The sequence below is a fragment of the Bradyrhizobium sp. HKCCYLRH2047 genome (genome assembly GCF_051168175.1).
GTDB lineage: Bacteria > Pseudomonadota > Alphaproteobacteria > Rhizobiales > Xanthobacteraceae > Bradyrhizobium.
The window spans coordinates 343,229-366,389 of sequence record NZ_JBNPUM010000005.1; the positions used below are offsets into that span (position 1 = coordinate 343,229).

Annotated in this window: 20 protein-coding genes and 1 pseudogene; 9 read left to right on the top strand and 12 right to left on the bottom strand. The window is 64.3% G+C overall.

All coding sequences use genetic code 11. The annotated features are described in order from the left end of the window. Positions 1-26 precede the first annotated feature (26 nt). Positions 27-2,339: an NADP-dependent malic enzyme gene (locus ACQR1D_RS14850; RefSeq protein WP_315800252.1), complete on the bottom strand. Its 2,313-nt coding sequence runs from the start codon at positions 2,337-2,339 to the stop codon at positions 27-29. A 240-nt stretch (positions 2,340-2,579) separates the two neighbouring features. Here ACQR1D_RS14850 and ACQR1D_RS14855 point away from each other — a divergent pair, with 240 nt between their 5' ends. The 3 genes and pseudogenes from ACQR1D_RS14855 (at position 2,580) to ACQR1D_RS14865 (ending at position 8,503) form a co-directional block, all read left to right on the top strand. Then, positions 2,580-4,556 (top strand): hypothetical protein, encoded by a 1,977-nt coding sequence (locus ACQR1D_RS14855; protein ID WP_434840024.1) that lies wholly within the window; start codon positions 2,580-2,582, stop codon positions 4,554-4,556. A gap of 1,139 nt (positions 4,557-5,695) precedes the next feature. After that, positions 5,696-7,873 carry a GmrSD restriction endonuclease domain-containing protein gene (locus ACQR1D_RS14860; RefSeq protein ID WP_434840023.1) on the top strand — a complete coding sequence of 726 codons (2,178 nt, stop codon included), beginning with the start codon at positions 5,696-5,698 and terminating at the stop codon, positions 7,871-7,873. A 66-nt stretch (positions 7,874-7,939) separates the two neighbouring features. Then, positions 7,940-8,503: pseudogene (locus ACQR1D_RS14865) on the top strand (LysE family translocator). 95 nt (positions 8,504-8,598) lie between these two features. On the opposite strand, the gene ACQR1D_RS14870 reads toward ACQR1D_RS14865, so the two are convergent. From ACQR1D_RS14870 to ACQR1D_RS14885, 4 genes are all read right to left on the bottom strand, one after another. After that, a complete protein-coding gene (locus tag ACQR1D_RS14870) occupies positions 8,599-9,042 on the bottom strand; it encodes a hypothetical protein (protein ID WP_315800255.1) in 444 nt (147 codons plus the stop codon). A 256-nt stretch (positions 9,043-9,298) separates the two neighbouring features. Continuing rightward, positions 9,299-9,538 carry a hypothetical protein gene (locus ACQR1D_RS14875; RefSeq protein WP_315800256.1) on the bottom strand — a complete coding sequence of 80 codons (240 nt, stop codon included), beginning with the start codon at positions 9,536-9,538 and terminating at the stop codon, positions 9,299-9,301. Positions 9,539-9,735: 197 nt separating this feature from the next. After that, positions 9,736-11,292, bottom strand: coding sequence for an ABC transporter substrate-binding protein (locus tag ACQR1D_RS14880; RefSeq protein WP_316215655.1), 1,557 nt, complete (start codon positions 11,290-11,292; stop codon positions 9,736-9,738). Between the two features lie 419 nt (positions 11,293-11,711). Further along, positions 11,712-11,909: a hypothetical protein gene (locus ACQR1D_RS14885; RefSeq protein ID WP_434840041.1), complete on the bottom strand. Its 198-nt coding sequence runs from the start codon at positions 11,907-11,909 to the stop codon at positions 11,712-11,714. Between ACQR1D_RS14885 and ACQR1D_RS14890 the strand changes: the two genes are divergently transcribed. Further along, positions 11,877-11,969, top strand: coding sequence for a hypothetical protein (locus tag ACQR1D_RS14890; protein WP_316181021.1), 93 nt, complete (start codon positions 11,877-11,879; stop codon positions 11,967-11,969). The two genes, ACQR1D_RS14885 and ACQR1D_RS14890, sit on opposite strands and share 33 nt — an antisense overlap. A 167-nt stretch (positions 11,970-12,136) precedes the next feature. On the opposite strand, the gene aspS is transcribed toward ACQR1D_RS14890, so the two are convergent. Continuing rightward, positions 12,137-13,924: an aspartate--tRNA ligase gene (aspS, locus tag ACQR1D_RS14895; RefSeq protein WP_315800258.1), complete on the bottom strand. Its 1,788-nt coding sequence runs from the start codon at positions 13,922-13,924 to the stop codon at positions 12,137-12,139. A 264-nt stretch (positions 13,925-14,188) separates the two neighbouring features. Here aspS and ACQR1D_RS14900 point away from each other — a divergent pair, with 264 nt between their 5' ends. Both ACQR1D_RS14900 and rnd read left to right on the top strand, forming a co-directional pair. Then, the gene (locus tag ACQR1D_RS14900; RefSeq protein ID WP_434840021.1) at positions 14,189-15,664 is read left to right on the top strand and encodes a protein adenylyltransferase SelO; all 1,476 of its coding nucleotides are present in this window, start codon (positions 14,189-14,191) and stop codon (positions 15,662-15,664) included. Positions 15,665-16,062: 398 nt separating this feature from the next. Continuing rightward, a complete protein-coding gene (gene rnd, locus ACQR1D_RS14905; RefSeq protein ID WP_315800260.1) occupies positions 16,063-17,211 on the top strand; it encodes a ribonuclease D in 1,149 nt (382 codons plus the stop codon). A 91-nt stretch (positions 17,212-17,302) separates the two neighbouring features. On the opposite strand, the gene ACQR1D_RS14910 is transcribed toward rnd, so the two are convergent. Beyond that, a complete protein-coding gene (locus ACQR1D_RS14910; RefSeq protein ID WP_315800261.1) occupies positions 17,303-17,470 on the bottom strand; it encodes a hypothetical protein in 168 nt (55 codons plus the stop codon). 28 nt (positions 17,471-17,498) lie between these two features. On the opposite strand from ACQR1D_RS14910, the gene ACQR1D_RS14915 reads away from it, so the two are divergent. Next, on the top strand, positions 17,499-17,675 hold the full coding sequence (locus ACQR1D_RS14915; protein ID WP_315800262.1) for a hypothetical protein: 177 nt from the start codon (positions 17,499-17,501) through the stop codon (positions 17,673-17,675). 21 nt (positions 17,676-17,696) lie between these two features. Here the strand turns inward: ACQR1D_RS14915 and ACQR1D_RS14920 are convergent, their stop codons facing one another. Genes ACQR1D_RS14920 through ACQR1D_RS14930 form a run of 3 tightly spaced genes read right to left on the bottom strand, consistent with a single transcriptional unit; the run spans position 17,697 to position 19,526 of the window. Beyond that, positions 17,697-18,278 (bottom strand): isochorismatase family protein, encoded by a 582-nt coding sequence (locus ACQR1D_RS14920; RefSeq protein WP_434840020.1) that lies wholly within the window; start codon positions 18,276-18,278, stop codon positions 17,697-17,699. Continuing rightward, positions 18,275-18,898: a GNAT family N-acetyltransferase gene (locus tag ACQR1D_RS14925; protein WP_315800264.1), complete on the bottom strand. Its 624-nt coding sequence runs from the start codon at positions 18,896-18,898 to the stop codon at positions 18,275-18,277. The genes ACQR1D_RS14920 and ACQR1D_RS14925 overlap by 4 nt, the downstream gene beginning before the upstream one ends. After that, positions 18,885-19,526: a hypothetical protein gene (locus ACQR1D_RS14930; RefSeq protein WP_315800265.1), complete on the bottom strand. Its 642-nt coding sequence runs from the start codon at positions 19,524-19,526 to the stop codon at positions 18,885-18,887. The genes ACQR1D_RS14925 and ACQR1D_RS14930 overlap by 14 nt, the downstream gene beginning before the upstream one ends. A 55-nt stretch (positions 19,527-19,581) precedes the next feature. Between ACQR1D_RS14930 and ACQR1D_RS14935 the strand changes: the two genes are divergently transcribed. Further along, entirely contained in the window at positions 19,582-20,625 is a 1,044-nt protein-coding gene (locus ACQR1D_RS14935) for a LysR family transcriptional regulator (protein ID WP_316180884.1), read from the top strand. A 4-nt stretch (positions 20,626-20,629) separates the two neighbouring features. On the opposite strand, the gene ACQR1D_RS14940 is transcribed toward ACQR1D_RS14935, so the two are convergent. Continuing rightward, complete coding sequence (locus tag ACQR1D_RS14940; RefSeq protein WP_434840019.1) at positions 20,630-21,745, bottom strand: autotransporter outer membrane beta-barrel domain-containing protein; 1,116 nt, start codon at positions 21,743-21,745, stop codon at positions 20,630-20,632. 402 nt (positions 21,746-22,147) lie between these two features. Between ACQR1D_RS14940 and ACQR1D_RS14945 the strand changes: the two genes are divergently transcribed. After that, complete coding sequence (locus ACQR1D_RS14945) at positions 22,148-22,357, top strand: cold-shock protein (protein WP_284423192.1); 210 nt, start codon at positions 22,148-22,150, stop codon at positions 22,355-22,357. Between the two features lie 144 nt (positions 22,358-22,501). On the opposite strand, the gene purN is transcribed toward ACQR1D_RS14945, so the two are convergent. Next, positions 22,502-23,155: a phosphoribosylglycinamide formyltransferase gene (gene purN / locus ACQR1D_RS14950; RefSeq protein ID WP_434840018.1), complete on the bottom strand. Its 654-nt coding sequence runs from the start codon at positions 23,153-23,155 to the stop codon at positions 22,502-22,504. Between the last annotated feature and the right edge of the window lie 6 nt (positions 23,156-23,161).

The window sequence follows — 23,161 nt, forward strand, 5'->3', positions numbered from 1 at the left end:
GCCACACTTCGATCACGCCAACCGCTTTACGCGAACAGCGTCGGCTGCGCCCTCCCCGCCCGCTCCTGGGCCTCGACGGCGGCCACCGCCGTCATGTTGAGAATGCCGCGCGCCGTCACCGATGGCGTGAGGATATGCGCCGGCCTGGCAGGGCCGATCAGGATCGGCCCCACCGGGACCGCATCCGCCAGCACCTTGATCATCTGATAGGCGACGTTGGCGGCATCGAGATTCGGCATGATCAGCACGTTGGCCGAGCCCTCGAGATTGGAATGCGGCAGGATCGCCTTGCGCGCGGTCGCCGACAGCGCGGTGTCACCCTGCATCTCGCCGTCGGCCTCGAGGTCGGGACGATGCTGCTTCAACAGCGCCGTCGCCTGCCGCATTTTGCGCGACGACTCCGTGTCGTAGCCGCCGAAATCGGAGTGCGACACGAACGCGATCTTCGGCTTGATGTTGAAGCGCGTGACGTGGTTGGCCGCGAGCGAGGCCATCTCGGCGAGCTCCTCAGCGGTCGGATCCGGCCGCACCTGGGTGTCGCCGATGAAATAGGCGCCCTTGCTGGTGATGGTGAGCGCCAGCGCCGCGTAGTCGCTGACCCCCGGCATGAAGCCGATGATCTCGCGGACATGACGCAGATGGCTCATGTAGCGGCCCTCGACGCCGCAGATCATGGCGTCCGCCTCGCCCCTGACGACGGCGAGCGCCGCGATGACCGTGGCGTTGGTGCGCACCACCGTGCGCGCCGCATCCGGCGTGACACCACGGCGGCCGGCGATCTCGATGTAGCTCTGCACGTAAGAACGGTAGCGCGGATCGTCCTCGGGATTGACGAGGTCGAAATCACGCCCGGCCTTGATCGACAGGCCGAAGCGCTTGATGCGGGCCTCGACCACGCTGGGGCGCCCGACCAGGATCGGCCGCGCCAGCTTCTCCTCCAGCACCACCTGGGTCGCGCGCAGCACGCGCTCGTCCTCGCCCTCGGCATAGATCACGCGGACCGGCTGCGTCTTTGCCTTGGCGAACACGGGCTTCATCACCAGGCCGGAGCGGAACGCGAAACGCTCCAGCAGCGCGGTATACTCGTCGAAGTTCGTGATCGGCCGGGTCGCGACGCCGGACTCCATCGCCGCCTTCGCCACCGCCGGCGCAATGCGCAGGATCAGGCGCGGATCGAACGGCGAGGGGATCAGCGAGCCCGGGCCAAACCCCTGGGTCTCGCCGGTGTCGAAGCCGCGGGACACCGCGTCGGACGGCGGGTCCTGGGCGAGCTGCGCGATCGCATCGACCGCGGCCTGCTTCATCGCCTCGTTGATCGCGGTGGCGCCGACGTCGAGCGCGCCGCGGAAGATGAACGGGAAGCACAGCACGTTGTTGACCTGGTTCGGGAAGTCCGAACGCCCGGTACAGATCATCGCGTCGGGCCGCGCCGCGCGCGCCTCTTCCGGCATGATCTCTGGGTTGGGATTGGCAAGCGCCATGATCAGCGGCTTCTCGGCCATCTGCTTCAACAGCTCCGGCTTCAGCACGCCGCCGGCGGACAGCCCGAGGAAGATGTCGGCGCCGCCGATGACATCGGCCAGGGTCCGCTTGTCGGTCTTCTGCGCATAGACCGCCTTCCACGGATCCATCAGCGTGTTGCGGCCCTCATGGACGACGCCGTCGATGTCGCAGACCCAGATGTTCTTGCGCTGCGCTCCCATCGACACCAGCAGATTGAGGCAGGCGATGGCGGCCGCGCCTGCGCCCGACGTCACGATCTTGACCTCGGAGAGCTGCTTGCCGGCCAGCGACAGCGCATTCTTGATCGCGGCGCCGACGATGATCGCGGTGCCGTGCTGGTCGTCATGGAAGACCGGGATCTTCATGCGCTCCTTGAGCCGCGCCTCGATCTCGAAGCACTCCGGTCCCTTGATGTCCTCGAGGTTGATGCCGCCGAAGGTCGGCTCCAGCGCCGCGACCGTCTCGACCACCCGGTCGATCGTGTCGGCCGCGATCTCGATGTCGAACACGTCGATGCCGGCGAATTTCTTGAACAGGACCGCCTTGCCCTCCATCACCGGCTTGGAGGCCAGCGGGCCGATATTGCCGAGGCCGAGCACGGCGGTCCCGTTGGAGACGACGGCCACCAGGTTGGCCCGCGCGGTCAGCGAGGCGGCCTCTGCCGGGTTGTTGGCGATCTCGGTACACGCAGCGGCGACGCCCGGCGAATAGGCCAGCGCCAGGTCGCGCTGGTTGGCGAGCGGCTTGGAGGCCTGGATCTCCAGCTTGCCGGGCCGCGGCAGGCGGTGATAGGCCAGGGCTGCGGAACGAAGATCTTCAGAATAGGACGACGACATACGTGCTCCAGCGTTTCCGACCCGGATTTTTGGTCTCTTGAGTCTCGGTCAGACGTCGGTTTTTCCGGCCGGTGGAAGCGCATGTGATGCACGTTGGGCGGCTTTCATGCAACATCCGAAACCATGCTCGCCGGCATCCCGGGCCAGCGATTCCCCAATTCGCAGAAGCACATCCCTACTCCATCGATTTCATTGAGACCATCACCACTTGCTGCCTAAGCCTTGGGCGGAGCACATCAAATGACCCGTATCGTGATCGGAATTCTCACGGCTGTCGCGCTGGCCGTCGCTGGCCTCGTCGGCGTGCCCTGGTACGCCCAGAGCCGCGCCGAGCGCGAGGTCGAGGCGAGCTTTGCCCAGATCCGGCAGAGTGGCGCCACGGCAACCCATGGCAAGGTCGCCTTCGACCTGTGGAGCCGCAAGTTGACAATCGCCGATGTCAAGCTGGAATCGGCGACCCAGCCGCCGGCCAGCGTCACGCTTGGCACCGTCACCGCGACCGGCCTGAGCCAGCCTGATTCCGAGCATGTCACGGCCGCCAGCATCGAGATCGGCGACATCGCCGTGGCCGGCCAGATCCCCGGCCCCTCGCCGCTGCGCCTGAGCTACAAGCTGCCGCAACTGATGGTGAAGGATTACGCCGGCCCGGCGCGGTTCGCGGCGATCCCGGCCGGGGCGGGTGCGCTCGAGACCACCCGCGCCCTCGCCCAACAGCTCGCCACCGTCAGCGCCACCTCGGCCACGGTGCCGCGGGTCACCGGCACGATGGAAGGCGGCGCCGCGGTCGGGCCGACCGAATTCGGCTATTCCGGGCTGGTGGTGGACGGCATCAAGGGCGGCCGCATCGACAACTACAAGATCCAGGAAGTCACCTTCAGCACGGCGGCGCAGCCGCCGAACGGCAAGGTCGAGACGGTGCGCGGCCGCATGCTCGACATCGTGACCAAGGACATCGACGTCAACGCCATCGTCGCCCTGTTCGCGACCGAGTCCGCCAAGGACGATCGTGCCATCCGCCTGAGCGGCTCCGCCGGGATGGGCCTCTACGAGATCACGTCCGATCTCGGCATGCGCATGCACATCGACAGCCTGACGATGGACGAGTTCGGCGTGCGGCCGTCGCGCATCCAGCTGCCCGCGCTGGTCGCTGCCCTGACGCCGACCTCGCCGCGAACGAGCGCCATGACGCCCGACCTCATCGACAAGGTGGCCAGCATCTATGACGGCGTCCTGTTCAAGAACGTCGAGGTCCGAGGTCTGGCGGTCGAGACTCCCGACGGCCCGGTCAAGGTCGCGCTGACGCGGTTCGACCTCGACGACGGCAAGGGCGACGTCGCGTTCGAGGGCTTCGACGGACGGACCCCGAACGGACCGGTCAAGCTCGGCCGCTTCGCGGTCAAGCGCTTCGACATGGGCGGTATGCTGCGCCAGACCGCCAAATTCGCCGTGCCCGGCGCCAAGCCCGGTGCGGCCGAAGCCCTGGCGCTGTTCAAGCTGATCGGCGGCATCGAGCTGAAGGGGCTGACGACCTCCTACAAGGCGAGCACCAAGCCGGTGCAGATCGACAATTTCAGCCTCGACTGGGGCCAGTTCGTCGGCCCCATCCCGACCCAGGCGCACCTGGTGGCCAAGATGGCCGGACCTCTGGATGCGTCCAATCCGGCGCTGCTGCCGCTCCTCGTCGCCGGCATCGACACCGCCGCGTTCGACGCCGATCTCGGCCTCGGCTGGACCGAGAGCTCGGGTGCGTTCGCGCTCCAGCCCTTCAAGCTCGAGGTCAGCAACCTCATCGCAGCCTCGGCCAATGTCTCGCTGTCGCAGGTGCCGCGCGACGTGTTCACCATCGACCTGCAGCAGGCCACGACGGCAGCGGAGCAGATCGAGGCCAGCGGACTGGAATTGACCTTGCACGATCTCGGCGCGGTCGACCTGCTCGTCGCCAACTACGCGCGCGGTCATGCGATCACGCGCGATGCCGCGCGCAAGGCGCTGGTCGACAGCATCAAGGCGATCGGCGCCCAGGTCGCCGCCGACAACATCGATGTCGCCAGCGCCGTCGAGGCCATCAGCCGTTTCGTCCAGACCCCGCGCCAGACCTTCACGTTGAAGCTCTCGCCGCGCGCCAAGGTCCCAGCCCTGCAGCTCGCCCAGCTCATCGCCATCGACCCGCCGAGCGCGCTGGCGCAGTTCAAGATCGAGGCCCAGACCGCGCCGTGATGTTTTTCCTGACCTAGAGAGAGAAGAAAGTCCGCACTGCTCTCCTCCGTCATTCCGGGGCGCGCGCAGCGCGAGCCCGAGTTCCATGGCCACGACCGAGCGAGAAGCGAGATGGATGCATGCGCGACCTCGGTCTTCAATGGTCGACTGATAGTAGGGAATGACTGTGCCGCGTCTTACTCGGTGCACCTCGCCCCGCTTGCGGGGAGAGGTCGGATTGCATCGAAAGATGCAATCCGGGTGAGGGGGTACAGGTTTGTCCACCAACACTCCCCGTGCGTCTGCCCCTCACCCCAACCCTCTCCCCGTGAAGAACGGGGAGAGGGAGCGCACCGTGCTCTTGGCGGGAGCGGTGTATCTCTGAACGATTTCGGTCGCCCTTCGCTGCGCCGTCACTTTCGCGGTGAGCATCTCGCCAACCGAGCGACGCGCCTCCGCGACCTCGCGGCTTTGTTCGCCCGAGTTATTCCGGTCGTTCGGCCCTCCTTCGACGAAGAGGGCGCAGGGAATGCCGGGTGCTGGCCGCAACCCATGGCCCGCCTGCGAAAAAAATGCAGGCGGCAGGTACCACAGGTGCTGCCGATCATCCGGCATTCCCTGCGCGGTGGGCTTTTCGGCTGCTTCGCGCTCTCCTCGGGGACCGGCTTGTTTGCCCCCGTCATCCGCGCGATGCCGGAAGGCATCGTCGCGAACTTGACACCAGCATCGGGGTGTCAGGACCACACGACTTGACCGTCTGCACCGTGCCGTTCGTCGACGCGCGCTATCGGCACGTTGCGAGCACGATGCAGCCACCGCCTCCCCGCCTCACGCCTCGTGACGACCGCGAACCGTCCCTCTCCATCGAGGCGGGATAGCCGGAAATGTGAAGGTGATTTGCCCGACGACGCAAGCGGAATGATTGCGACAAACTAACACGACGGGCAGATTGCGCATGGCGGGAATGCGAGGATGGCCCGTCGGGCAAGCCCGGCATGTGAAGTTGCGGCTTCCTCAAAACATCCGCACAGGTGTCTCACTCGACGCAACTCCCAGGTCGACATCATCTTCGTTGAGTTGCGTTGCCCGAAACGGTCGGCATTGAAACCGAAGAAACAACCTTCTAGTCTAAGTTGATATTCATAAAAGGGATTCAAAAAATGGAAACGCAGGTTCGCACACCACAATTGATTTTCATGCAGCCGCAACGGCTCGTCGTGCCACTCTTTCAAAGACCCTACGTCTGGAACGAAGAAAATCAGTGGGAGCCGCTTTGGGAGGACCTTACACGTATCGCCAGCCGACTAATCAACAATTCTGGAGAGAAGAACCAGGCGCACTTCTTGGGAGCTGTTGTGCTTCAACAAATTCCCAAGCAGACCGGCCTAATGCAAGAGAGAACAATTATCGATGGTCAACAAAGACTAACAACGCTTCAGATACTCTTGGATGCCCTCGCATCGCAGCTGTTGGCAGCCCAAGCCACCCAACCAGCAAAGCGACTCGAAGCACTCGTTCGAAATGCCGAACCATTCTGTTCGGCGCCAGAGGACAGATTCAAAGTCTGGCCAACAAACCGTGACCGCCCTGCCTTTTATCATGTCATGAACAAAGGAAGCGGGCAAAGCACCAATGGAAACCGCCCACGAGGGGATCGAATTGTAGAAGCACACCGCTTCTTCTGCGAACAAGCCGAACTCTGGCTCAAGTCAGAAAGCGCAGATGAAATTCAGAAGCGCGCAGTCGCCATAGAAACTGCCGCAAGAGATTTACTCCAGATCGTTGTTATCGACCTGACTGCCGACGAGAACGCCCAAGAAATCTTTGAAACCCTCAACGCGAGAGGCGCGCAACTTTCAGCAGCCGACTTGATCAAGAATTTTATATTTCAGCGATTGCAGGAGGATGGAGCCGATGTTGAGATCGCCTATCAGAGATACTGGAAGGAGTTCGAGACCGGCTTCTGGGAGACTGAAATCAGTGTCGGCCGGCTAAGATACCCACGATCGGCCCTATTTTTAAACCATTGGCTCGTTGCCAAAACCGGTGAAGAAGTCGTTGCTCGAGAGGTCTTTGATCGGTTTAAGCGGTATGCCGACGAATCAGCACTCAAAATGGAGGCCTTACTCAAACAAATCCATCTCGCGGCCGGCAATTATCGCACGTTCATAACGGCAGCACAATCGGACAGCACGTCTCCAAATCCGATTGATCTGTTTGCGTATCGAACCAGTGTTCTGGAAAGCGAGGTCGTCAAACCACTTGTTATCTGCCTCTTTGACGCGGACCAGGCAGCGATTCCCGAAGACCAGTTACTGAAGTGCCTTAATGTAGTCGAGAGCTGGATGGTAAGGCGTATGCTCGTACGTGCGACTACGAAATCCTACAGTCAAGCTATTTCAGAGATGATTTCGCGGCTCTCCAGTTCAGACCGCATTCAGGCAGGCGACATCATAGAGAGCTATTTAACGAGTCAACGCAGCGCAGGCCGGTACTGGCCTGATAACATCGAACTCACACAAGAATTGACGCCAATGCAGGCATACCGACGGCTCGGACGCGGACGATTGCGCATGGTTCTAGAGGGCATAGAGGATCACCTGCGCGGATGGAAGAATGGAAGAAAAGGACTTGGAAACGAAAGAGTGCCTAGGGGGAAGCTTGCGATTGAACACATCATGCCTAGAAAATGGCAGGCCAACTGGCCCATATCCGACACAACCAGGGAGACGGAACGAGATCGCCTGATCCACAGCCTGGGAAATCTAACGCTTCTTACAACAAAGCTAAACTCAAAGGTGTCTAACGGACCATGGGTGGGCGCAGGCGGCAAGCGCGAGGGTCTTGAGGCACATGATGTCTTATTTCTCAACCGCGAATTATTGAAAAATTCGGAACGGGAATGGACGGAGGATTCGATACGCCAGCGCAGCGAGCACCTCGTGGGCTTAATAGAGAATATCTGGCAGGTTCCCGCAAACTATAAATCGGAGTTCGCTCCCGATAAGCCAAAAACGTTCAAGTCCGTCGAGCTGGCTGATCTGCTAAACGCAGGAATGCTTCAGATTGGTATGGCGCTGTTTCCTCGGCGCAGGAAGTATAGCCACGTGACCGCGACCTTGCTCAGCGATGGAAAGATTGATGTCGATGGCAAGGCATACGTGAGCGCCAATGATGCGGCTACTGCTATCGCGGGCAGGAAGATCGGTGGCTGGTGGTTCTTCTTGGTAGATCAGGATAGTAAGCAATCCCTACGCGACATTCGCCATAGGTACATTGAGACGATGGCTGTGCAATCTGACGATGAAGACGATGAAGACGATGAGGAAGACGCCTAAAGATCTGAGCCGGCTCTTCGGCAGTTGCCTCTTGGTCGACTTCCCCTCCTCCAGCGGAGGCAACTCATGCTACATTTCCCAGTCATCTTCGCAAGCCCTGGGCTCGTCGTCCCGCTGACGCCTGGCCCCGGCACCTTCTACATCGTAGCGCGGACGCTGGCCGGCGGGCGGAGCGAGGGGCTGGCCTCCAGCGGCGCTGGTGATGGCTAGCACCGAAGCGCTCACCGCGCTGAAGATCGCCGGTACTTTTATCTGTTCTGGCTGGGCATCACGACGTGACGTGAGGCCCGGGTCGCAGAGCCAGCTGAGGTGATGACGACCGGCAGCCGGCGCGCCTTCCGCGAGGGCATCATCGCCGACGCGCTCAATCCGAAGACAGCGGCGTTCTTCCTCGCCTTCATCCCGCAGTTCGTCGATCCCAGCGGCCACGTTGCCGCGCAGTTCATCGTGCTGGGCCTGATCTCGGTCGCGCTCAACACCAGCGTCGACCTGGTCGTGACGTTCTGGGCCGCCAGAGCACGGCACGGTCTCGTCACGCGCCCGAGCCTCGTGACGCGGATGCGGCAGGCGTCGGGCGCCGTCATGTGCGGCCTCGGCGGCGCGCTGCTGTTTGCACGCCGCGCAAGCTGACGCAAACCAGCAGCTCGTTCGCTGTCAGGAAGCGAGCCCGCGGGCAGCGGTGCGGTCGGTGCCTCATCAGCCGATGCTGTCGCAACCGCCCTCACCTAGTCACGGTAGCGACAGAACTCGTCGCCATTTTCGTACTCGTAGCAGATCTTGATACGGCGATACGGCCGGTCCTCGTCGAAGCTGCTTGAACGGCGATCCATGTCGTCGTCGCGCTGCATGCGCGAACTCCTTCCCGTGGTGCGATGGTCCATGTCCTGGTCCATCATGCGGCCCATGCGGTGCTGGCGCATGCGATCCATGCCCATCCGATCGTCGTCGCGCTGTTGCGTGGTCCAATCGCGGTTCACCTTGGTATCTTCGGCGCTCTGCCGCTCGCGCTCCCGGGCCTGGTCCGCCTGCTGGGGCGTGCGTTCGGGCTGCACAGGAACGGCTTGGGACTGGCCCGTTCGAGGCGTGGTGTCGGCCTGCTCAGCCAGAGCTGCGGCGGACACGAAACAAGAGGACAGGAACAGAACGGTCGCTGCTGCTGAAACGCGCATAGTTCATCCTCCATGAGAATGCTCTCTAACCGTGCGGCTCAGGGTTGGTTCTAACGAACTGCCGGCTTTCGATATTGCGCCGCAACGACCGTCGCGGCGCCGCTGTGTCGCCCTATGCGGCGGAGTGAAATCGTGGGCGAACGACGCCGGTTTGAGTATTCCGCAGCCGTTCTTTGTTGCCGTGGCCGCGGCGAAGGCCAGGCACACCAGTCCGAAAGCAGCGTTGCACCTGCCGTCCGGAGCCCGGCGTCCCGCGTCAACCCGAGATCAGGTCGTGGGTGGTTCCACGCCGCCGCCAGTATCTCGCACGCAGCCGCGGTGCGATCTGCCAGGAGAGAATGGCGGCCAGCGCCACGCTCGATGCGATCATGACCGGCATCGCGATCATCGCGTGATCGCTCAGCGGCGTGAGGAGAATGGTCAGGACTCCCGCGCCGAACAGCACAGCCTGAACCATCATGAAGATCATCGCCGAAATCTGTGTTCGCACGGACATTGCAGTCGCCCACAGTTGTTGCGCATGCAATCCAAACCCGAAATCCGGCCAACTGTTCCGCCTCACCATGAGCTCAGTACGGCAGGCCGCAGCCTCGTCCGCCCGAACTCATCGCAGCGGCACCGGAAGTCAGCGGGAAGCGTGGGCGACGCGGCAAGGCCCGGCGATGGCCGTCTTGCCGCGCCCCCCTCCGCGCCTCATTCCAGCTCGATCGCCTGGTAGGTGCCGGTCTCGTCGAGCGCGGTGCCCCAGATCTTGTGCGAGGCCTGGTGCTCGGCGCGTCCGAAGGAGAGCTTGCTGCCGAGCCCGAGGTCGATGCTCTGCATCGACTCCAGCGTATCGACCAGCCGCTCGGTCTCGAGCGGCGTGGTCTGCTTCAGCGCCTGGATCAGGATGCTCGCCGAGATGAAGCCCTCGAGCGAGGTGTAGTCCGGCGCTTCGCCCGGGAAGTACTTCTCCAGCGCCGTCTTGTAGTCGAGCACCAGGCTCGAATAGCCTGCGACCGAGGGAACGCCCTGCGTGACGATGACGCCGTTGGTGTATTTCGAGCCGAGCAGCTTCAGCTCGGCCGCGAGCGACGACGATCCGACCGCCGAGATGTTGGCGTAGATCAGCCCTGGAACCGCCTCGTGGGTCTTCTCGATGAATTTCGCCGCCGCGCGGTCGGTCGCGATCATGATCACGGCCTTGATCGGCGGCTTGGTCTGCGCCTTCAGCTTGCCGACGGCCTCGTCGACGTCCAGCGTGCCGCGCGGAAAACCGTAGCGGATGATCGGATCGTTGATGCCGTTCGCGCGGAACGCCTTGGCGACACCGTTGGCACCGTCGTCGCCATAGGCGTCGTTCTGCGCGAACACGGCGATCTGCTTCGCCGGGATGCGCTTGACCTTCATCAGGTAGCGCACGATCGCCGCGGTCTCTTCGGCGTAGCTCGCACGATAGTTGAAGACGTAGCGGTCGGGCGGATCGCGGCGGACGACGGCGGAGCCGCTATAGGGCGCGAAGAACAGCGCGCGGCGCTCCAGCGCGTAGGGAATCGCCACCGCGTTGTTCGCAGTGCCCATGTTGCCGATATAGCCGAACACCTGGTCCTTCTCGTACAATTGCGTCATGGCGCCGAGCGTCCGCGTCGGATCATAGCCATCGTCGGCAGCGATCAGCCGCAGCTTGCGGCCATTGATGCCGCCGGCATCGTTGGCGCGGGCGAACGCGGTCTCGATGCCGAGCTTCATCTGGCGCGCGGACTCCTTGCGGACTCCAGAGAACGGGATGACGGTGCCGAACCGGATCTCAGTATCGCTGACGCCGTGCGGAAGCGGAGGCGGCAGGTTGGCCGTGGGCTGCGTCGACGCGGCCGCGGTCGAGGGAGCCAGCGCGAAGGACAGCGAGGGAGCCGCCGACTGCTGCTGGCTGAGCGACCGCTCCAGCTCTGCCAATTGGCGCTCTGCGGTCTGACAGTTCACCTGCGAGGACGCGACCCGGCCGCGGCCCTCGGCGATGTAGCTGTTGAAGGTGCGGATGAGCCCATCGCGCTCGCCGCCGTTCGAAGAGCCCTGGCGGATCACTTCGCTGAATTGATCGATGATGGTCTGGACGCGTCCCTGGGCGATCTCGCGGCACGTCGCGGCCTGACCGACGACCGGACCGACGCGGGCGGCGAGATCACGAACGACATCGGGGGAAATGGGAACAGCAGAGGCGGCAGGGACGAAGAAGCAGGTTCCGAGAAGGAGCGCACACCAGCGAACGGTCATTTTGAACTATCCGTCTTCTTGTGATTGGTTGGCTATGTTCACTACATGAGTCAGACAGGCTTCTATTAAGGACAGGTTGCATAACACCGCAACCGCCATTCGGCCGATCGCTGTCGCCTGGAACTCATAGCGAGCCGCACTGCTCGATCGCGTTCTGCGTTGGGTCTCGCAACGCGCCGAACTAACAGCCGGCACCATCGATTAGTTCTCAGAATCAACACTTTGCCGCGGGGCACGACGGCCCGATCCTGTGGCCGTTCGAAGAGCTCGGCGCGATGCGCGAGAGCGCATCCGGAGCCGCCTCGACGCAATCGAAGGCCCGGACGAAGTTGTTCGCAGTGTTAACCAGCATTAACGCGAGAACATCAAATACGGAGCGACGCCTTCAAGGCTGGGTCATCTTGCACCGGCGTGACGTCCTAACCGGCGACGACATGCCGCAGCTCGGGGCCGATAACGACGAGCCGAGACGGATTGCGCTGTTCAGCTGGATCGAGACGCGCTCGGGGATCGCCTGAGAGGCGTTCGAGCCGCCGGTCGACGCGATCCACCATTTTGTCGGCAAATGGATCGCGTGGGTCGTGGTGGCCCTGCACGTCGCCGCCGCACTGTTTCATCACGCCGTCCGCCGCGACGACGTCCTGACGCGGATGCCGCCGGGCCGTTCGGTGGCATAAGGGAGAACACTGCCGTCGGGTGGGCAAAGGCGCTGCCCTGCTCTCTCCTCACGGCAATCTGCTGGAGCGCCGTGCCCTCCATCTCGCGGCGGATGCGCCGATGGATGGTGGGCACGCCGCCGCTTGACGGCGGCCGCTTTGCCCACCCTACATCGAGCCCTGCCGAACTACTTGTTCGGCAGATTGGTCCTGATGTGCAGCTCGCGAAGCTGCTTGGTCGAAGCCTCGGACGGGGCGCCCATCAGCAGGTCCATGGCCTGCTGGTTCATCGGGAACAGCGAGATCTCGCGCAGGTTGGTGGTGCCACAGAGCAGCATCACGATGCGGTCGACGCCGGCGGCCATGCCGCCATGCGGCGGGGCGCCGTACTGGAAGGCGCGGTACATGCCGCCGAAGCGGTCGACCACCTCCTGCTCGCCGTAACCTGCGATCTCGAACGCCTTCACCATCGCCGCCGGCTTGTGGTTGCGGATGCCGCCGGAGGCGATCTCGTAGCCGTTGCAGGTGATGTCGTACTGGAACGCCTTGATCGTCAGCGGATCCTGGGTCTGCAGCGCCTCCAGGCCGCCCTGCGGCATCGAGAACGGATTGTGCGAGAAGTCGACCTTCTTGTCGTCCTCGTTGTACTCGTACATCGGGAAGTCGACGATCCAGGCCAGCTTGAACTGATCCTTGTCGGCGAGGTTCAGCTCGTCGGAGACCTTGTTGCGGGCGAGGCCTGCGAACTTCCAGAACTTGTCGGGATCGCCGGCGACGAAGAAGGCGGCGTCGCCTTCCTTGGTGCCGATCTGGCTGCGGATCGCAGCGGTGCGCTCCGGACCGATGTTGTTCGCCAAGGGACCCGCGCCCTCGCCGCCCTCGCGCCACATGATGTAGCCGAGGCCTGGCTGGCCTTCGCCCTGCGCCCACGAGTTCATCCGGTCGCAGAACGCGCGGCTGCCGCCACCCGGTGCGGGAATCGCCCACACCTGGTTCTTGGGGTCCTCGAGCATGCGCGCGAACACCTTGAAGCCTGAGCCGCGGAAGTGCTCGGAGACGTCGGCCATCTCGATCGGGTTGCGCAGGTCGGGCTTGTCGGAGCCGTATTTGCGGATCGCTTCCGCGAATGGGATGCGCGGCCAGCCCTTGGTGACCGGCTTCCCCTTGGCGAAATCCTCGAACACGCCGGTGATCACCGGCTCCATCGCCGCGAACACGTCCTCCTGCTCGACGAAGCTCATCTCGACGTCGAGCTGATAGAACTCGCCGGGCAGGCGGTCGGCGCGCGGGTCCTCGTCGCGGAAGCACGGCGCGATCTGGAAGTAGCGGTCGAAGCCCGACATCATCAGCAGCTGCTTGTACTGCTGCGGCGCCTGCGGCAGCGCGTAGAACTTGCCGGGATGGATGCGCGACGGCACCAGGAAGTCGCGCGCGCCCTCGGGCGAGGACGCGGTCAGGATCGGGGTCTGGAATTCGAAGAAGCCCTGCTCCTTCATGCGCCGGCGCATCGAATCGATGATCGCGCCGCGCGTCATGATGTTCTGGTGCAGCTTCTCGCGGCGCAGATCGAGGAAGCGGTATTTCAGCCGGATGTCCTCGGGATAGTCCTGCTCGCCGAACACCGGCAGCGGCAGCTCGTCCGCGGGGCCGAGCACCTCGATGTCGGAGACGTAGAGCTCGATCTTGCCGGTCGGCAGATCGTCATTGTCGGTGCTCTTGTTGTCGGCGCCGGCCGGGCGGCGGCGCACCTTGCCCTCCATGCGCACGACCCACTCCGAGCGCAGCTTCTCGGCGAGGCTGAACGCCGGCGAGTCCGGGTCGACGACGCACTGGGTGATGCCGTAATGGTCGCGCAGATCGACGAACAGCACGCCGCCATGGTCGCGGATGCGATGGCACCAGCCGGACAGCCGGACCGTCTCTCCGATGTTGCTCTCGCGGAGCGCGCCGCAGGTGTGGGTCCGGTAGCGATGCATGGTCGTCCTGAATGGTCGTCGTGAGGAAAAGGGAATCGGCGCAGCCGCAAGGGCGCATTGCCGAATGCGCGCAGGGTTTAGCCGAGCCGCCCCGGCGCGGCAACCGCATGCGCGGCCCCTTTTCCGCCTCGTTGCGGAAAAGGCCGCCTCCCCGGCGCACCGGAGCAACCGGCCGCGCTGCCGCCGAATTGAGCTGGCGCTGAAACGCTCATCTGGCAGCCGTTTGGGCTCGAAAAGTGGCCTCAGCGGGCCTATCTTGGAGCCATGACCGTGCATTTCCCCTTCCAGAATTCCTACGCCGCGCTGCCGGACAATTTCTTTGCCCGGGTGGCGCCGACCCCCGTCGCGGCGCCCCGCCTGATCAAGCTGAACCGGCCGCTGGCCGAGGAGCTCGGCCTCAACCCGACGGAGCTGGAGACGCCGGAGGGCGCCGAGATCCTGGCGGGCAAAACCGTGCCCGAGGGTGCCGAGCCGATCGCGATGGCCTATGCCGGCCACCAGTTCGGGCATTTCGTGCCGCAGCTCGGCGACGGCCGGGCGGTCCTGCTCGGCGAGGTCGTCGATCGCAACGGCGTCCGCCGCGACATCCAGCTCAAGGGCTCCGGCCCGACGCCATTTTCGCGCCGCGGCGACGGCCGTGCGGCGCTGGGGCCGGTCTTGCGCGAATACATCGTCAGCGAGGCGATGGCGGCGCTGGGAATCCCGACCACCCGGTCGCTGGCGGCGGTCGTCACCGGCGAGCAGGTCTATCGCGGCACGGCCCTGCCCGGCGCGGTGCTGACCCGGGTCGCCACCAGCCACATCCGGGTCGGCACGTTCCAGTACTTCGCCGCCCGCCAGGACGTGGACGCCGTGCGCCGGCTCGCCGACCACGTCATCAGCCGGCACTATCCTGATATCGCCGGCACCGAGCGGCCCTACCACGCCCTGCTCGACGCCGTGATCGCGCGCCAGGCCAAGCTGATCGCCGACTGGCTGCTGGTCGGCTTCATCCATGGCGTTATGAACACCGACAACACCTCGGTGTCCGGCGAGACCATCGATTACGGCCCCTGCGCCTTCATGGACGCCTACGATCCCAAGCAGGTGTTCTCCTCGATCGACGAGTTCGGCCGCTACGCCTTCGCCAACCAGCCGCGCATCGCGCTGTGGAACCTGACCCGGCTGGCCGAATGCCTGCTGCCGCTGTTCGGGGACGACAAGGACCAGGCGATCAAGGAGGCCGAGGCTGCACTCGACGGCTTCGCCGCGGAGTTCACCGACGCCCACCAGGCGGGACTGCGGCGCAAGCTCGGCCTGTTCACGCAACGCGAGGGCGACCAGCCGCTGGCGCAGGCGCTGTTCGACGCGATGGCCGCGGCCAAGGCCGACTTCACGCTGACGTTCCGCCGTCTCAGCGACGCCGCCGGCAACGGCGATCTCGGCGAGGTCCGTTCGCTGTTCGAGGATCCCGCCGGGTTCGACGAATGGGTGGCGCGCTGGCAGCAGCGCCTGACCGAGGAACCGCAGAGCCCGGCCGAGCGGCGCGCGGCCATGCGCAAGGTCAATCCGGCCTTCATCCCGCGCAACCACCGCATCGAGGCGGTGATCACGGCGGCGGTCGAGAACGACGACTACGCACCGTTCGAGGAGCTGCATGCGGTGCTGGCCCGGCCCTATGACGACCGGCCGGACCGGGCTGATTATGCCGATCCGCCGCAGCCGGAGGAGCAGGTGTTGCAGACGTTCTGCGGCACCTGACACGCAGTCTTAACCTCGCGTCCACCATCGCCCTGACAGCGCCCGGGTCCTTAAGAAACGATCAACGCAGCCCCGACAAGTTGAACCAACAAGTCGGGGAGGTCTGAGACGTGGACGCGCTGGTGTTCGAATTCATGGGTCTGGCGATGATCGCCTTGTGCCTGATCGTGCTCGCTGTGCCCTCGGCGCGCCGGCCTGCGGGCCGCGTCCGGCATCACTGACCGGCCCCCTGCCCGCCCATCATCAACCATAGAGCGATCGGCCGAGACACTGGCGCTTGCGTTCGCGGCGGATTGGGCCGACAAGCGGAGACGAATTTCGTCCCTTACCCTTTGCCGACACCCTTGACTTGTCAGCGTTTTCGGACGACGGCGTAAGAGCCTCGTCATGGATCGTTCATGGACTTGATCACCACCACCGCGGACCTCGCAGCCGCCTGCGCCCGCCTCGCCCGCCACCCGGTCGTCACCGTCGATACCGAGTTCCTCCGGGAAACCACCTACTATCCCCTGCTCTGCGTCGTGCAGATGGCGAGCCCGGACGAGGCCGTGGTGATCGATGCGCTGGCCGAGGGCATCGATCTCAAAGCCTTCTTCGAGCTGATGGCGAACGAGAAGGTCCTGAAGGTCTTCCACGCCGCTCGCCAGGACATCGAGATCATCTGGCACCGCGCCGGCATCGTGCCGCACCCGATCTTCGACACCCAGGTCGCTGCGATGGTGCTGGGATACGGTGACAGCATCGCCTACGACCAACTGGTCGAGCGCATCACCGGCCACCGCCCCGACAAGACCCACCGCTTCACCGACTGGTCGCGCCGGCCGCTGACCAAGGAGCAGGCGCATTACGCCGAGGCCGACGTCACCCATCTCCGCGACGTGTTCGCCGCGCTCGATGCCGACCTGAAGAAGCGCGGACGCAGCGACTGGGTCAGCGAGGAGATGGAGGTCCTGACCTCGCCGAAGACCTACGACTTCCACCCCGAGCGCGCCTGGGAGCGGCTGAAGACCCGCGTCCGCAAGCCGAAGGAATTGGCCGTGTTGATCGAGGTCGCGGCCTGGCGCGAGCAGGAGGCGCAGAGCCGCGACGTGCCGCGCAGCCGCGTGATGAAGGACGACGCCGTCGGCGACATCGCCACCCATGCCCCGACAACGATCGAGAAGCTCGGCAATCTGCGCTCGCTGCCCAAGGGCTTCGAGCGCTCCAAATGGGGCTCCGACATCGTTGCCGCCGTGCAGCGCGGACTGGCGCGCGATCTCGCCGCCCTGCCCAAGCTGGAAAAGCCGCGCAACAACTCCAATGGCGCTGCGATCGTCGAGCTGCTCAAGGTCCTCCTGCGCATGACCTCGGAACGGCACGCCGTGGCGAGCAAGGTCATCGCCACCGTCGATGATCTCGAGCAGATCGCCGGCGATGACAATGCCGACGTCGCTGCGCTGCAGGGCTGGCGCCGCGAACTGTTCGGCGAGGCCGCGCTGGCGCTGAAGCACGGCAAGCTCGCGCTCGCCATCGAGAAGGGCCGCGTCGTCCGGGTCGACCGGGCCTGATGGGCGTCGCAGCGGCTATGGCCGGCCGCGTCTTCCCCGAGTCTGCCGAGTTGATTGCAGCAGGCGGCACGGGTGTCCATGATCTCGCCAATCATTCGGCGCTGGTCTGCCCCCTCAACTCCGCCTCGATTGTCTGGGACACCTCAACCAGAGCCATCGAGAGAATGTAGACGCTGGTCGGCAGATTGAGCTGGCGCGCCTTCGCGATGGCTGCCCGGAGGCTGCTCGCCAGCTCTTTGAGCTCTTCCTCTCGGGTCATGTCGTGGTCTCGGTCCTGGAGCTGCCGCGTGAGCAAAGACAATTGCGAACCGCCGGAACAGAAGCTGCTGCGGCTGCTCAGCGAGAATCCGGTCGACCTGCACGTCGTCGAGGCCCTTCGCCTCGTCGTCGCGTTCAACAAGATCAGTGATCCGGCCGATCGTCGTATGATTATCGATCTGGCCGAACGACTCGCCTCAGGATGATACCGCCAATAGCCGCCGCGGTCACACCGCGAGCCGGCCGCCAGCGCCGATAAGCTCGGCGCTGGCGAGGACACCGGCAAAATTGCCGATCACCTTGGTTACAACCAACTTGTACAAGGCGGCGTCGCCGGCGCAGGCCTGCCGGCAGGCGACGGCGTCTCCGATCACCTGATAGCGGTGACTGCGGTGAAAGCCGTCCACCACCGTCGAGAGGATCGTCTCGTCCAGCGAGAAGCCGAGCAGCACGCAGCGCATGCTGCGCATGTTCGCCATGTACTCGGCGAACCGGGCCGAACTGTAGGCGGACGGCAGCGGATGCTCGAACGCGAGCTCCCCCGGGGTCGGCTTGAAGTCCGGAAGCCAGTTCGTCAGGTTGGAAGCCGGGTTGAACCAGGCTGCCTGTGCGATCCGCTTGAGATGGACGACCGGCCACAGGTTGTCACGCCAGAGCGCGATCAACTGCCGGCAGCGCGCCATGACGACGTCGCCATCGGCGATCAGATGCCTGCGTCCCTCGGCGAGATATTCGCACTGCAGATCGGCGCAGACGAGAACAGGCGGATCCGCCTCGGTGGCACCGAACAGATCTCGGCCCGGCATCATGGTCTCGCTGCGGCGAAGTCGTGCAAGGGCGAGGATGCCGGCCGGCCAGCCGAGAGATCGAGCACGCCCGGCCGATCCCAGTCGCCTTCCGGACGAATGATCATGTAGGGATCGCTGTCGAGCGTGATCGCATCGTCGCACGGCTCGAGGTCCAGCACCATCTCCGTGTAGGAGAAATCGGAGAATGTGAGCTTGCGATTATGGCCGAGCGGCTTGGCGCCGAAATGCGCCCAGAAATCGACGAGACGATCCTGCGCGTGGCCATAGGCCTTCTTGAAGCCCTTGCGCCTGCAATAGTCGAGCGCCTCGCGAACCAGCTTGAACGACAGCCGCGAGCGCCGGTACTGATGGCGCACCGCGAGCCGCTCGACCTTGGCGAAGTCGCCGAAGAAGCGCACACGCACACATCCAGCCGGCTCCTTGCCGACGAAACCGAGGAAGTGGGCTGCAACCAGATCGTTGCCGTCGAACTCCTCCTCCATGGGACAATCCTGCTCGGTCAGGTAGACCGCCGAGCGGATCGCGGTGACGAGCATGAGGTCATTCGGATCGCGCGCGATGCGCACGGTGATCGCGCGGGGATTCGTCTTTGCTGTCCTGGCCGAACTAATGCTGTGCATCCGCAATGCTCCCTTGTTCGAAACCCTTCATCGACTGGATCGAAGGCGCGATCATCTCGGGCATCCGGTTCCACGGCCGCTGATACCACCAGAGATCGGGCTGAAAGCTCGGCACCGGCGTGAAGCCGAGCGCGCCGAGAAAGGCGCGCCCTTCCGGACTCGATGGTTGCGCGTAGTAATCGGCGGCGCGAAATCTCGCGCCTTGCAGCGCCTGCGCGACGTTGCCGAGACCGATCGCTCCCCGCCCTTGCGCGACGAGCGCCCAGACATAGATGGCGGCTACGTCTTCGTCCGGCCGCGCCAGAAATCTGCGCGGCGGATCATTCAAATTGAACTCATCCAGGAGCAAAGCATCGAGGCCTGAGCAGTTGAGATAGAGGAAGGCGATGCCGCCGAGCAGGTTCCTGCCGCGGTAGAGCGCGAAGATCGAGTCCGGATCGTGCCGCAAGAACTCCGCAAGCTCGTGTTCTGAGGCACGAACGCCCGGTATTTCCCGGCGTGCGAGCGCCGCGAGCTCACCGAGCCGATCGAGCGTGACCGCCCGCGCCGCGACCCGATCCGTCCGCGGCAGCGCGTCGAGCTGATGTCGCGGCGTGAATTCTGTGCTTCCGCGGTAGGGGTTCTGCATCTATGTTTCCAGCTTGGCTTTGATGACGTCATCATACTTGTCGGGGCTGGAGTGTATGCGGCAACATTTGCATCGGGGTGCTGCATCTACGCAGCGCAGGAAGTCTGACGAAACGCTTAACCCCTCGTGGGAGGATTTGAGAGCATTTCTGCTCTGTACGCGTCACCGCAGCTTCCGCAACGCGGCGGATGTGCTCGGACTGACCGGCACAACCCTGATGCGCAAGATCGACCGGCTCGAGGACGAGCTCGGATGCAAGCTCTTCATCCGTGATCAATCCGGCCTGTCGCTCAGCGACGAGGGACGATCGTTACTGTTCGACGTCGAGCAGATGGAGCGGCTGAGCTTCAACATCTTCCGGCGTGCCTCGCTGTCGACCGACACTCAGGGGTCGGTGCGCGTCGCCGTGACCGAAGGCCCTGGCAATTTCTGGATCCTGCCGCGACTGATCGATTTCCAGAAGACCTATCGCAGGATCACCGTCGATCTGAGCTGCGCGATGCAGCAGGCCGACGTGTCGCGGCTGGAGGCCGACATCTCGATCCAGTTCGAACGGCCGACCAACCCCGACGTGATCGTTGCAAAGCTCGGCCGTCTGCACATCTACGGCTTCGTGTCGGAAGCCTATCGCGACGCGCATGGACTGCCGACTTCGCTGGCGGATCTCAAGAACCACCGCATCATCAAGCAGCACGGCGTGCAACTCGACGAGACCGGCTATGCGCGCATCCTCGGCCTGGAGTCCCTCGAAGGCATCGTCGGCATCTCAACCAATTCGAGCGTTGCCGTGCTCTACGCGGTCGAGCGCGGCGCCGGCATCGGCTTTCTGCCGACATCGGCGGTCGCGCTCGGGGCGCCGCTCGTTCCTGTCGATCTCGGCATCAACTACCACATGGATCTGTGGCTGACCTATCACAAGGAGTTTCGCAACTCCGACCGGCACAAGGTCGTCATCGACTGGTTGAAGCGCATCTTCGATCCGAAGGTCCATGCCTGCTTCCGGGACGAGTTCATCCATCCGCTGAATCTCGTGCCTCTGATGGCGCCCGCGCGGGATGTCGTCGGCTTCAACGGCTACGTCGCGCCGAAACCCGTATGACGGGCTACCATTTGAGCTCGACGCCGAGCGTGCCCTGATGCGATTGCAGCACCGAGCGAAGCTTTGCATCGTAGTTGAGATAGAGGCGTGCCGTTCGGTTCAGGGATAGCGACAGTGCCGCGCCGGCGTCGGCGCCGTAGCGGCCCTCGCCAAGGCCCTGCAGCGTGATGCTCTGCGGACCGAGGCTGACGGTCAGCGCGCCGAGATTCTGACTGAAATTGTCGACCAGCTTGCCATAGGCCGAGACGTCGAGGATCTTGCCGTCGACGATGAAGTAGCGGCCGAACTCGGCGCCGACGAGAACGCGGGCGCGCTCCAGCGAGGTGCCGCTGACCGACAGCGGGTCGAGCCCGCCCGCTTCCTGGAATGCCGCCGTCGTGGCGCGCGTGTATTCGAAGGCGAGCTTCGGAACGATCCGGCTCTCCCCGATGCTCCAGTAGTAGTCGAGCTCGCTCAGCACGCCCGTGATGTGGGCGCCGTAGACCGACGTCGCCGCACCGGGGCTGGTGTCGCGCCGCGCACTGATCCCGCCGACTCCATGGACGACCGCGATCGCCCAGGTCCAGGGTCCCTGGTCGAACGAGGCGTTGAAGCCAAACTGCGTGAGATCGAGCGTCGCTGCTTGCAGCGCCTCCGGCACATCGACCCAGGTCCGGCTCTGGTCGACGGATAGTCCGACATTCACGCCCGGCACGAGGCGCATGCCGATACCGGCGACGCCGCCCCCAGTCGTCCTCTTGTCGCCGACGAAGTCGCGTTGCGCATCGCTACGGACGGTGACGCCATACATCTCGCCCCAGGTCCGGAACCGAGGCTGTTCCGAAGCCTCCGGCGCGCCGCCGCCCCCGGGATTGCTCCGCTGCAGCCGGGTGACGCCCTGCGTGGCCTGAGTCCCGAGCCGTTCGAGGAAGCTCGAGCCGAGATCGAGCACGGCTCGGCCGGCCGAACGTTCGGAACTGATCGCGCCTGGCGCAGGGCTGGGCAGTGGGCTCGGCGTTGGTGTCGGCGTCGGGCTGGCGGCGATGCTCGGCAGGCTGGCCTGCGCGACGCACGGCGAAGACGCGGCGGCCGTGCCGAGCGCGACGATGAGCAGCATCGCGCCCGACGCACCACTACGCATTCGCCGATCCGGCCTGGCTTGAGATGCCCCGCGCATCGATGCCCCGTTTCACCGCCGCTCAAATTCGCTTCAATATTGCCGCGATGATTTGCCCGCAGTTCCCGATCGCGGTCAATGAGGATTGCCCGTGCCGCGGCTTCCCTGCAGGGATTTGTGGTTCCAGCACCACAAGCCTCGCAATTGCAGCAACAGCCGGCGACGCGACGTCGCGACGCGTTCTCATCAGTCCGCCAACCTTGATATCGGCGGAAAATCGTGTTGCAATCTCCCGTACAATCGGATTGGCCGTTCGACTGTGCGTTTCGCGACTTTGGAAATTGAGCAGATCCCGGGAAGCCCGTTTGTGGCGTGGCACGCGTGAGCGTGGCCGCGTCTTTTTTTCGTCTAGACGAGGAGACAGCGATGCCGACCTACAAGGGCAGCGTGAAGTGGTTCAACCCGACCAAGGGATATGGCTTCATCAAACCGACTGGCGGAGACAAGGACGTGTTCGTCCACATCTCGGCCGTGGAGCGTGCTGGACTGACCACGCTCAACGAGAACCAGACGATCGAATATGATCTGGTGGAGAGCCGCGGCAAGACGTCGGCAGAGAACCTGAAGCTCTCGTGAGCATCGTCCCGGCGGAGGTCGCCACAGCGCGGGTTCGTAAACCAACTCACGAGCTCCGCGTCAGGTTCGCTCGCCGCCGATGATCAGACTTCGTCAGCCTTGATGTGCCCCCGGCCCCGCCGGGGATTTTTTTGTCCGCGACAGCTAGCGGACGACCGGCCAGATCAGCGTATGATCGCCTTGCTCCACGGACGACGTCCGGCAGAGATCGCCTTCGAGCCGCACCAAACCCTTGGCCAACAGCTTCAGCGCCTCCGGATAGATCCGATGCTCGACGCCGAGAATGCGCGTCGACAGCGTGTCCGGCGTGTCGTCGTCCCTGACCACGACCGCGCCCTGCATCACGATCGGACCTGCATCCGTCTCCGGGATGACGAAATGCACGGTGGCGCCTGACAGCTTGACGCCGGCGCGCAGCGCCTGGCCATGCGGATCGAGGCCGGGGAATGATGGCAGCAGCGACGGGTGAATGTTCAGCATCCTGCCGTACCAGCGCTGCACGAACTCCGCCGTGAACAGGCGCATGAAACCGGCCAGGCAGATGATCTCGATGCCGCGTGCATCGAGCGCCTGCTGCAGTCTGGCCTCGAACCCTGCGCGGTCCTTGCCGAACGGCTTGCTCTCGATGATTTCGATCACGACGCCGCTCTCCTGCGCTTTCTGCAGCCCGGCCGCATCGGCCCGGTTGGAGATCACGACGGCGATCTCGGCCGGAAATTCCGGCTGCGCCGCCGCGTGGATCAGCGCGGCCATGTTCGACCCACGGCCCGAGATCAGGATGGCGACGCGGCGCTTCATCGGCTC

Excerpts from the sequence above, each read along its gene's own strand:
- ACQR1D_RS14880 (WP_316215655.1), bottom strand. The coding sequence starts at position 11,292 with ATGACCGTTCGCTGGTGTGCGCTCCTTCTCGGAACCTGCTTCTTCGTC.
- aspS (WP_315800258.1), bottom strand. The coding sequence starts at position 13,924 with ATGCATCGCTACCGGACCCACACCTGCGGCGCGCTCCGCGAGAGCAAC.
- purN (WP_434840018.1), bottom strand. The coding sequence starts at position 23,155 with ATGAAGCGCCGCGTCGCCATCCTGATCTCGGGCCGTGGGTCGAACATG.
- ACQR1D_RS14930 (WP_315800265.1), bottom strand. The coding sequence starts at position 19,526 with ATGCAGAACCCCTACCGCGGAAGCACAGAATTCACGCCGCGACATCAG.
- ACQR1D_RS14925 (WP_315800264.1), bottom strand. The coding sequence starts at position 18,898 with ATGCACAGCATTAGTTCGGCCAGGACAGCAAAGACGAATCCCCGCGCG.
- ACQR1D_RS14855 (WP_434840024.1), top strand. The coding sequence starts at position 2,580 with ATGACCCGTATCGTGATCGGAATTCTCACGGCTGTCGCGCTGGCCGTC.
- ACQR1D_RS14945 (WP_284423192.1), top strand. The coding sequence starts at position 22,148 with ATGCCGACCTACAAGGGCAGCGTGAAGTGGTTCAACCCGACCAAGGGA.
- ACQR1D_RS14920 (WP_434840020.1), bottom strand. The coding sequence starts at position 18,278 with ATGATGCCGGGCCGAGATCTGTTCGGTGCCACCGAGGCGGATCCGCCT.
- ACQR1D_RS14875 (WP_315800256.1), bottom strand. The coding sequence starts at position 9,538 with ATGTCCGTGCGAACACAGATTTCGGCGATGATCTTCATGATGGTTCAG.
- ACQR1D_RS14940 (WP_434840019.1), bottom strand. The coding sequence starts at position 21,745 with ATGCGTAGTGGTGCGTCGGGCGCGATGCTGCTCATCGTCGCGCTCGGC.
- ACQR1D_RS14860 (WP_434840023.1), top strand. The coding sequence starts at position 5,696 with ATGGAAACGCAGGTTCGCACACCACAATTGATTTTCATGCAGCCGCAA.
- ACQR1D_RS14935 (WP_316180884.1), top strand. The coding sequence starts at position 19,582 with ATGCGGCAACATTTGCATCGGGGTGCTGCATCTACGCAGCGCAGGAAG.
- ACQR1D_RS14900 (WP_434840021.1), top strand. The coding sequence starts at position 14,189 with ATGACCGTGCATTTCCCCTTCCAGAATTCCTACGCCGCGCTGCCGGAC.
- ACQR1D_RS14870 (WP_315800255.1), bottom strand. The coding sequence starts at position 9,042 with ATGCGCGTTTCAGCAGCAGCGACCGTTCTGTTCCTGTCCTCTTGTTTC.
- ACQR1D_RS14850 (WP_315800252.1), bottom strand. The coding sequence starts at position 2,339 with ATGTCGTCGTCCTATTCTGAAGATCTTCGTTCCGCAGCCCTGGCCTAT.
- ACQR1D_RS14910 (WP_315800261.1), bottom strand. The coding sequence starts at position 17,470 with ATGACCCGAGAGGAAGAGCTCAAAGAGCTGGCGAGCAGCCTCCGGGCA.
- rnd (WP_315800260.1), top strand. The coding sequence starts at position 16,063 with ATGGACTTGATCACCACCACCGCGGACCTCGCAGCCGCCTGCGCCCGC.
- ACQR1D_RS14885 (WP_434840041.1), bottom strand. The coding sequence starts at position 11,909 with ATGAAACAGTGCGGCGGCGACGTGCAGGGCCACCACGACCCACGCGAT.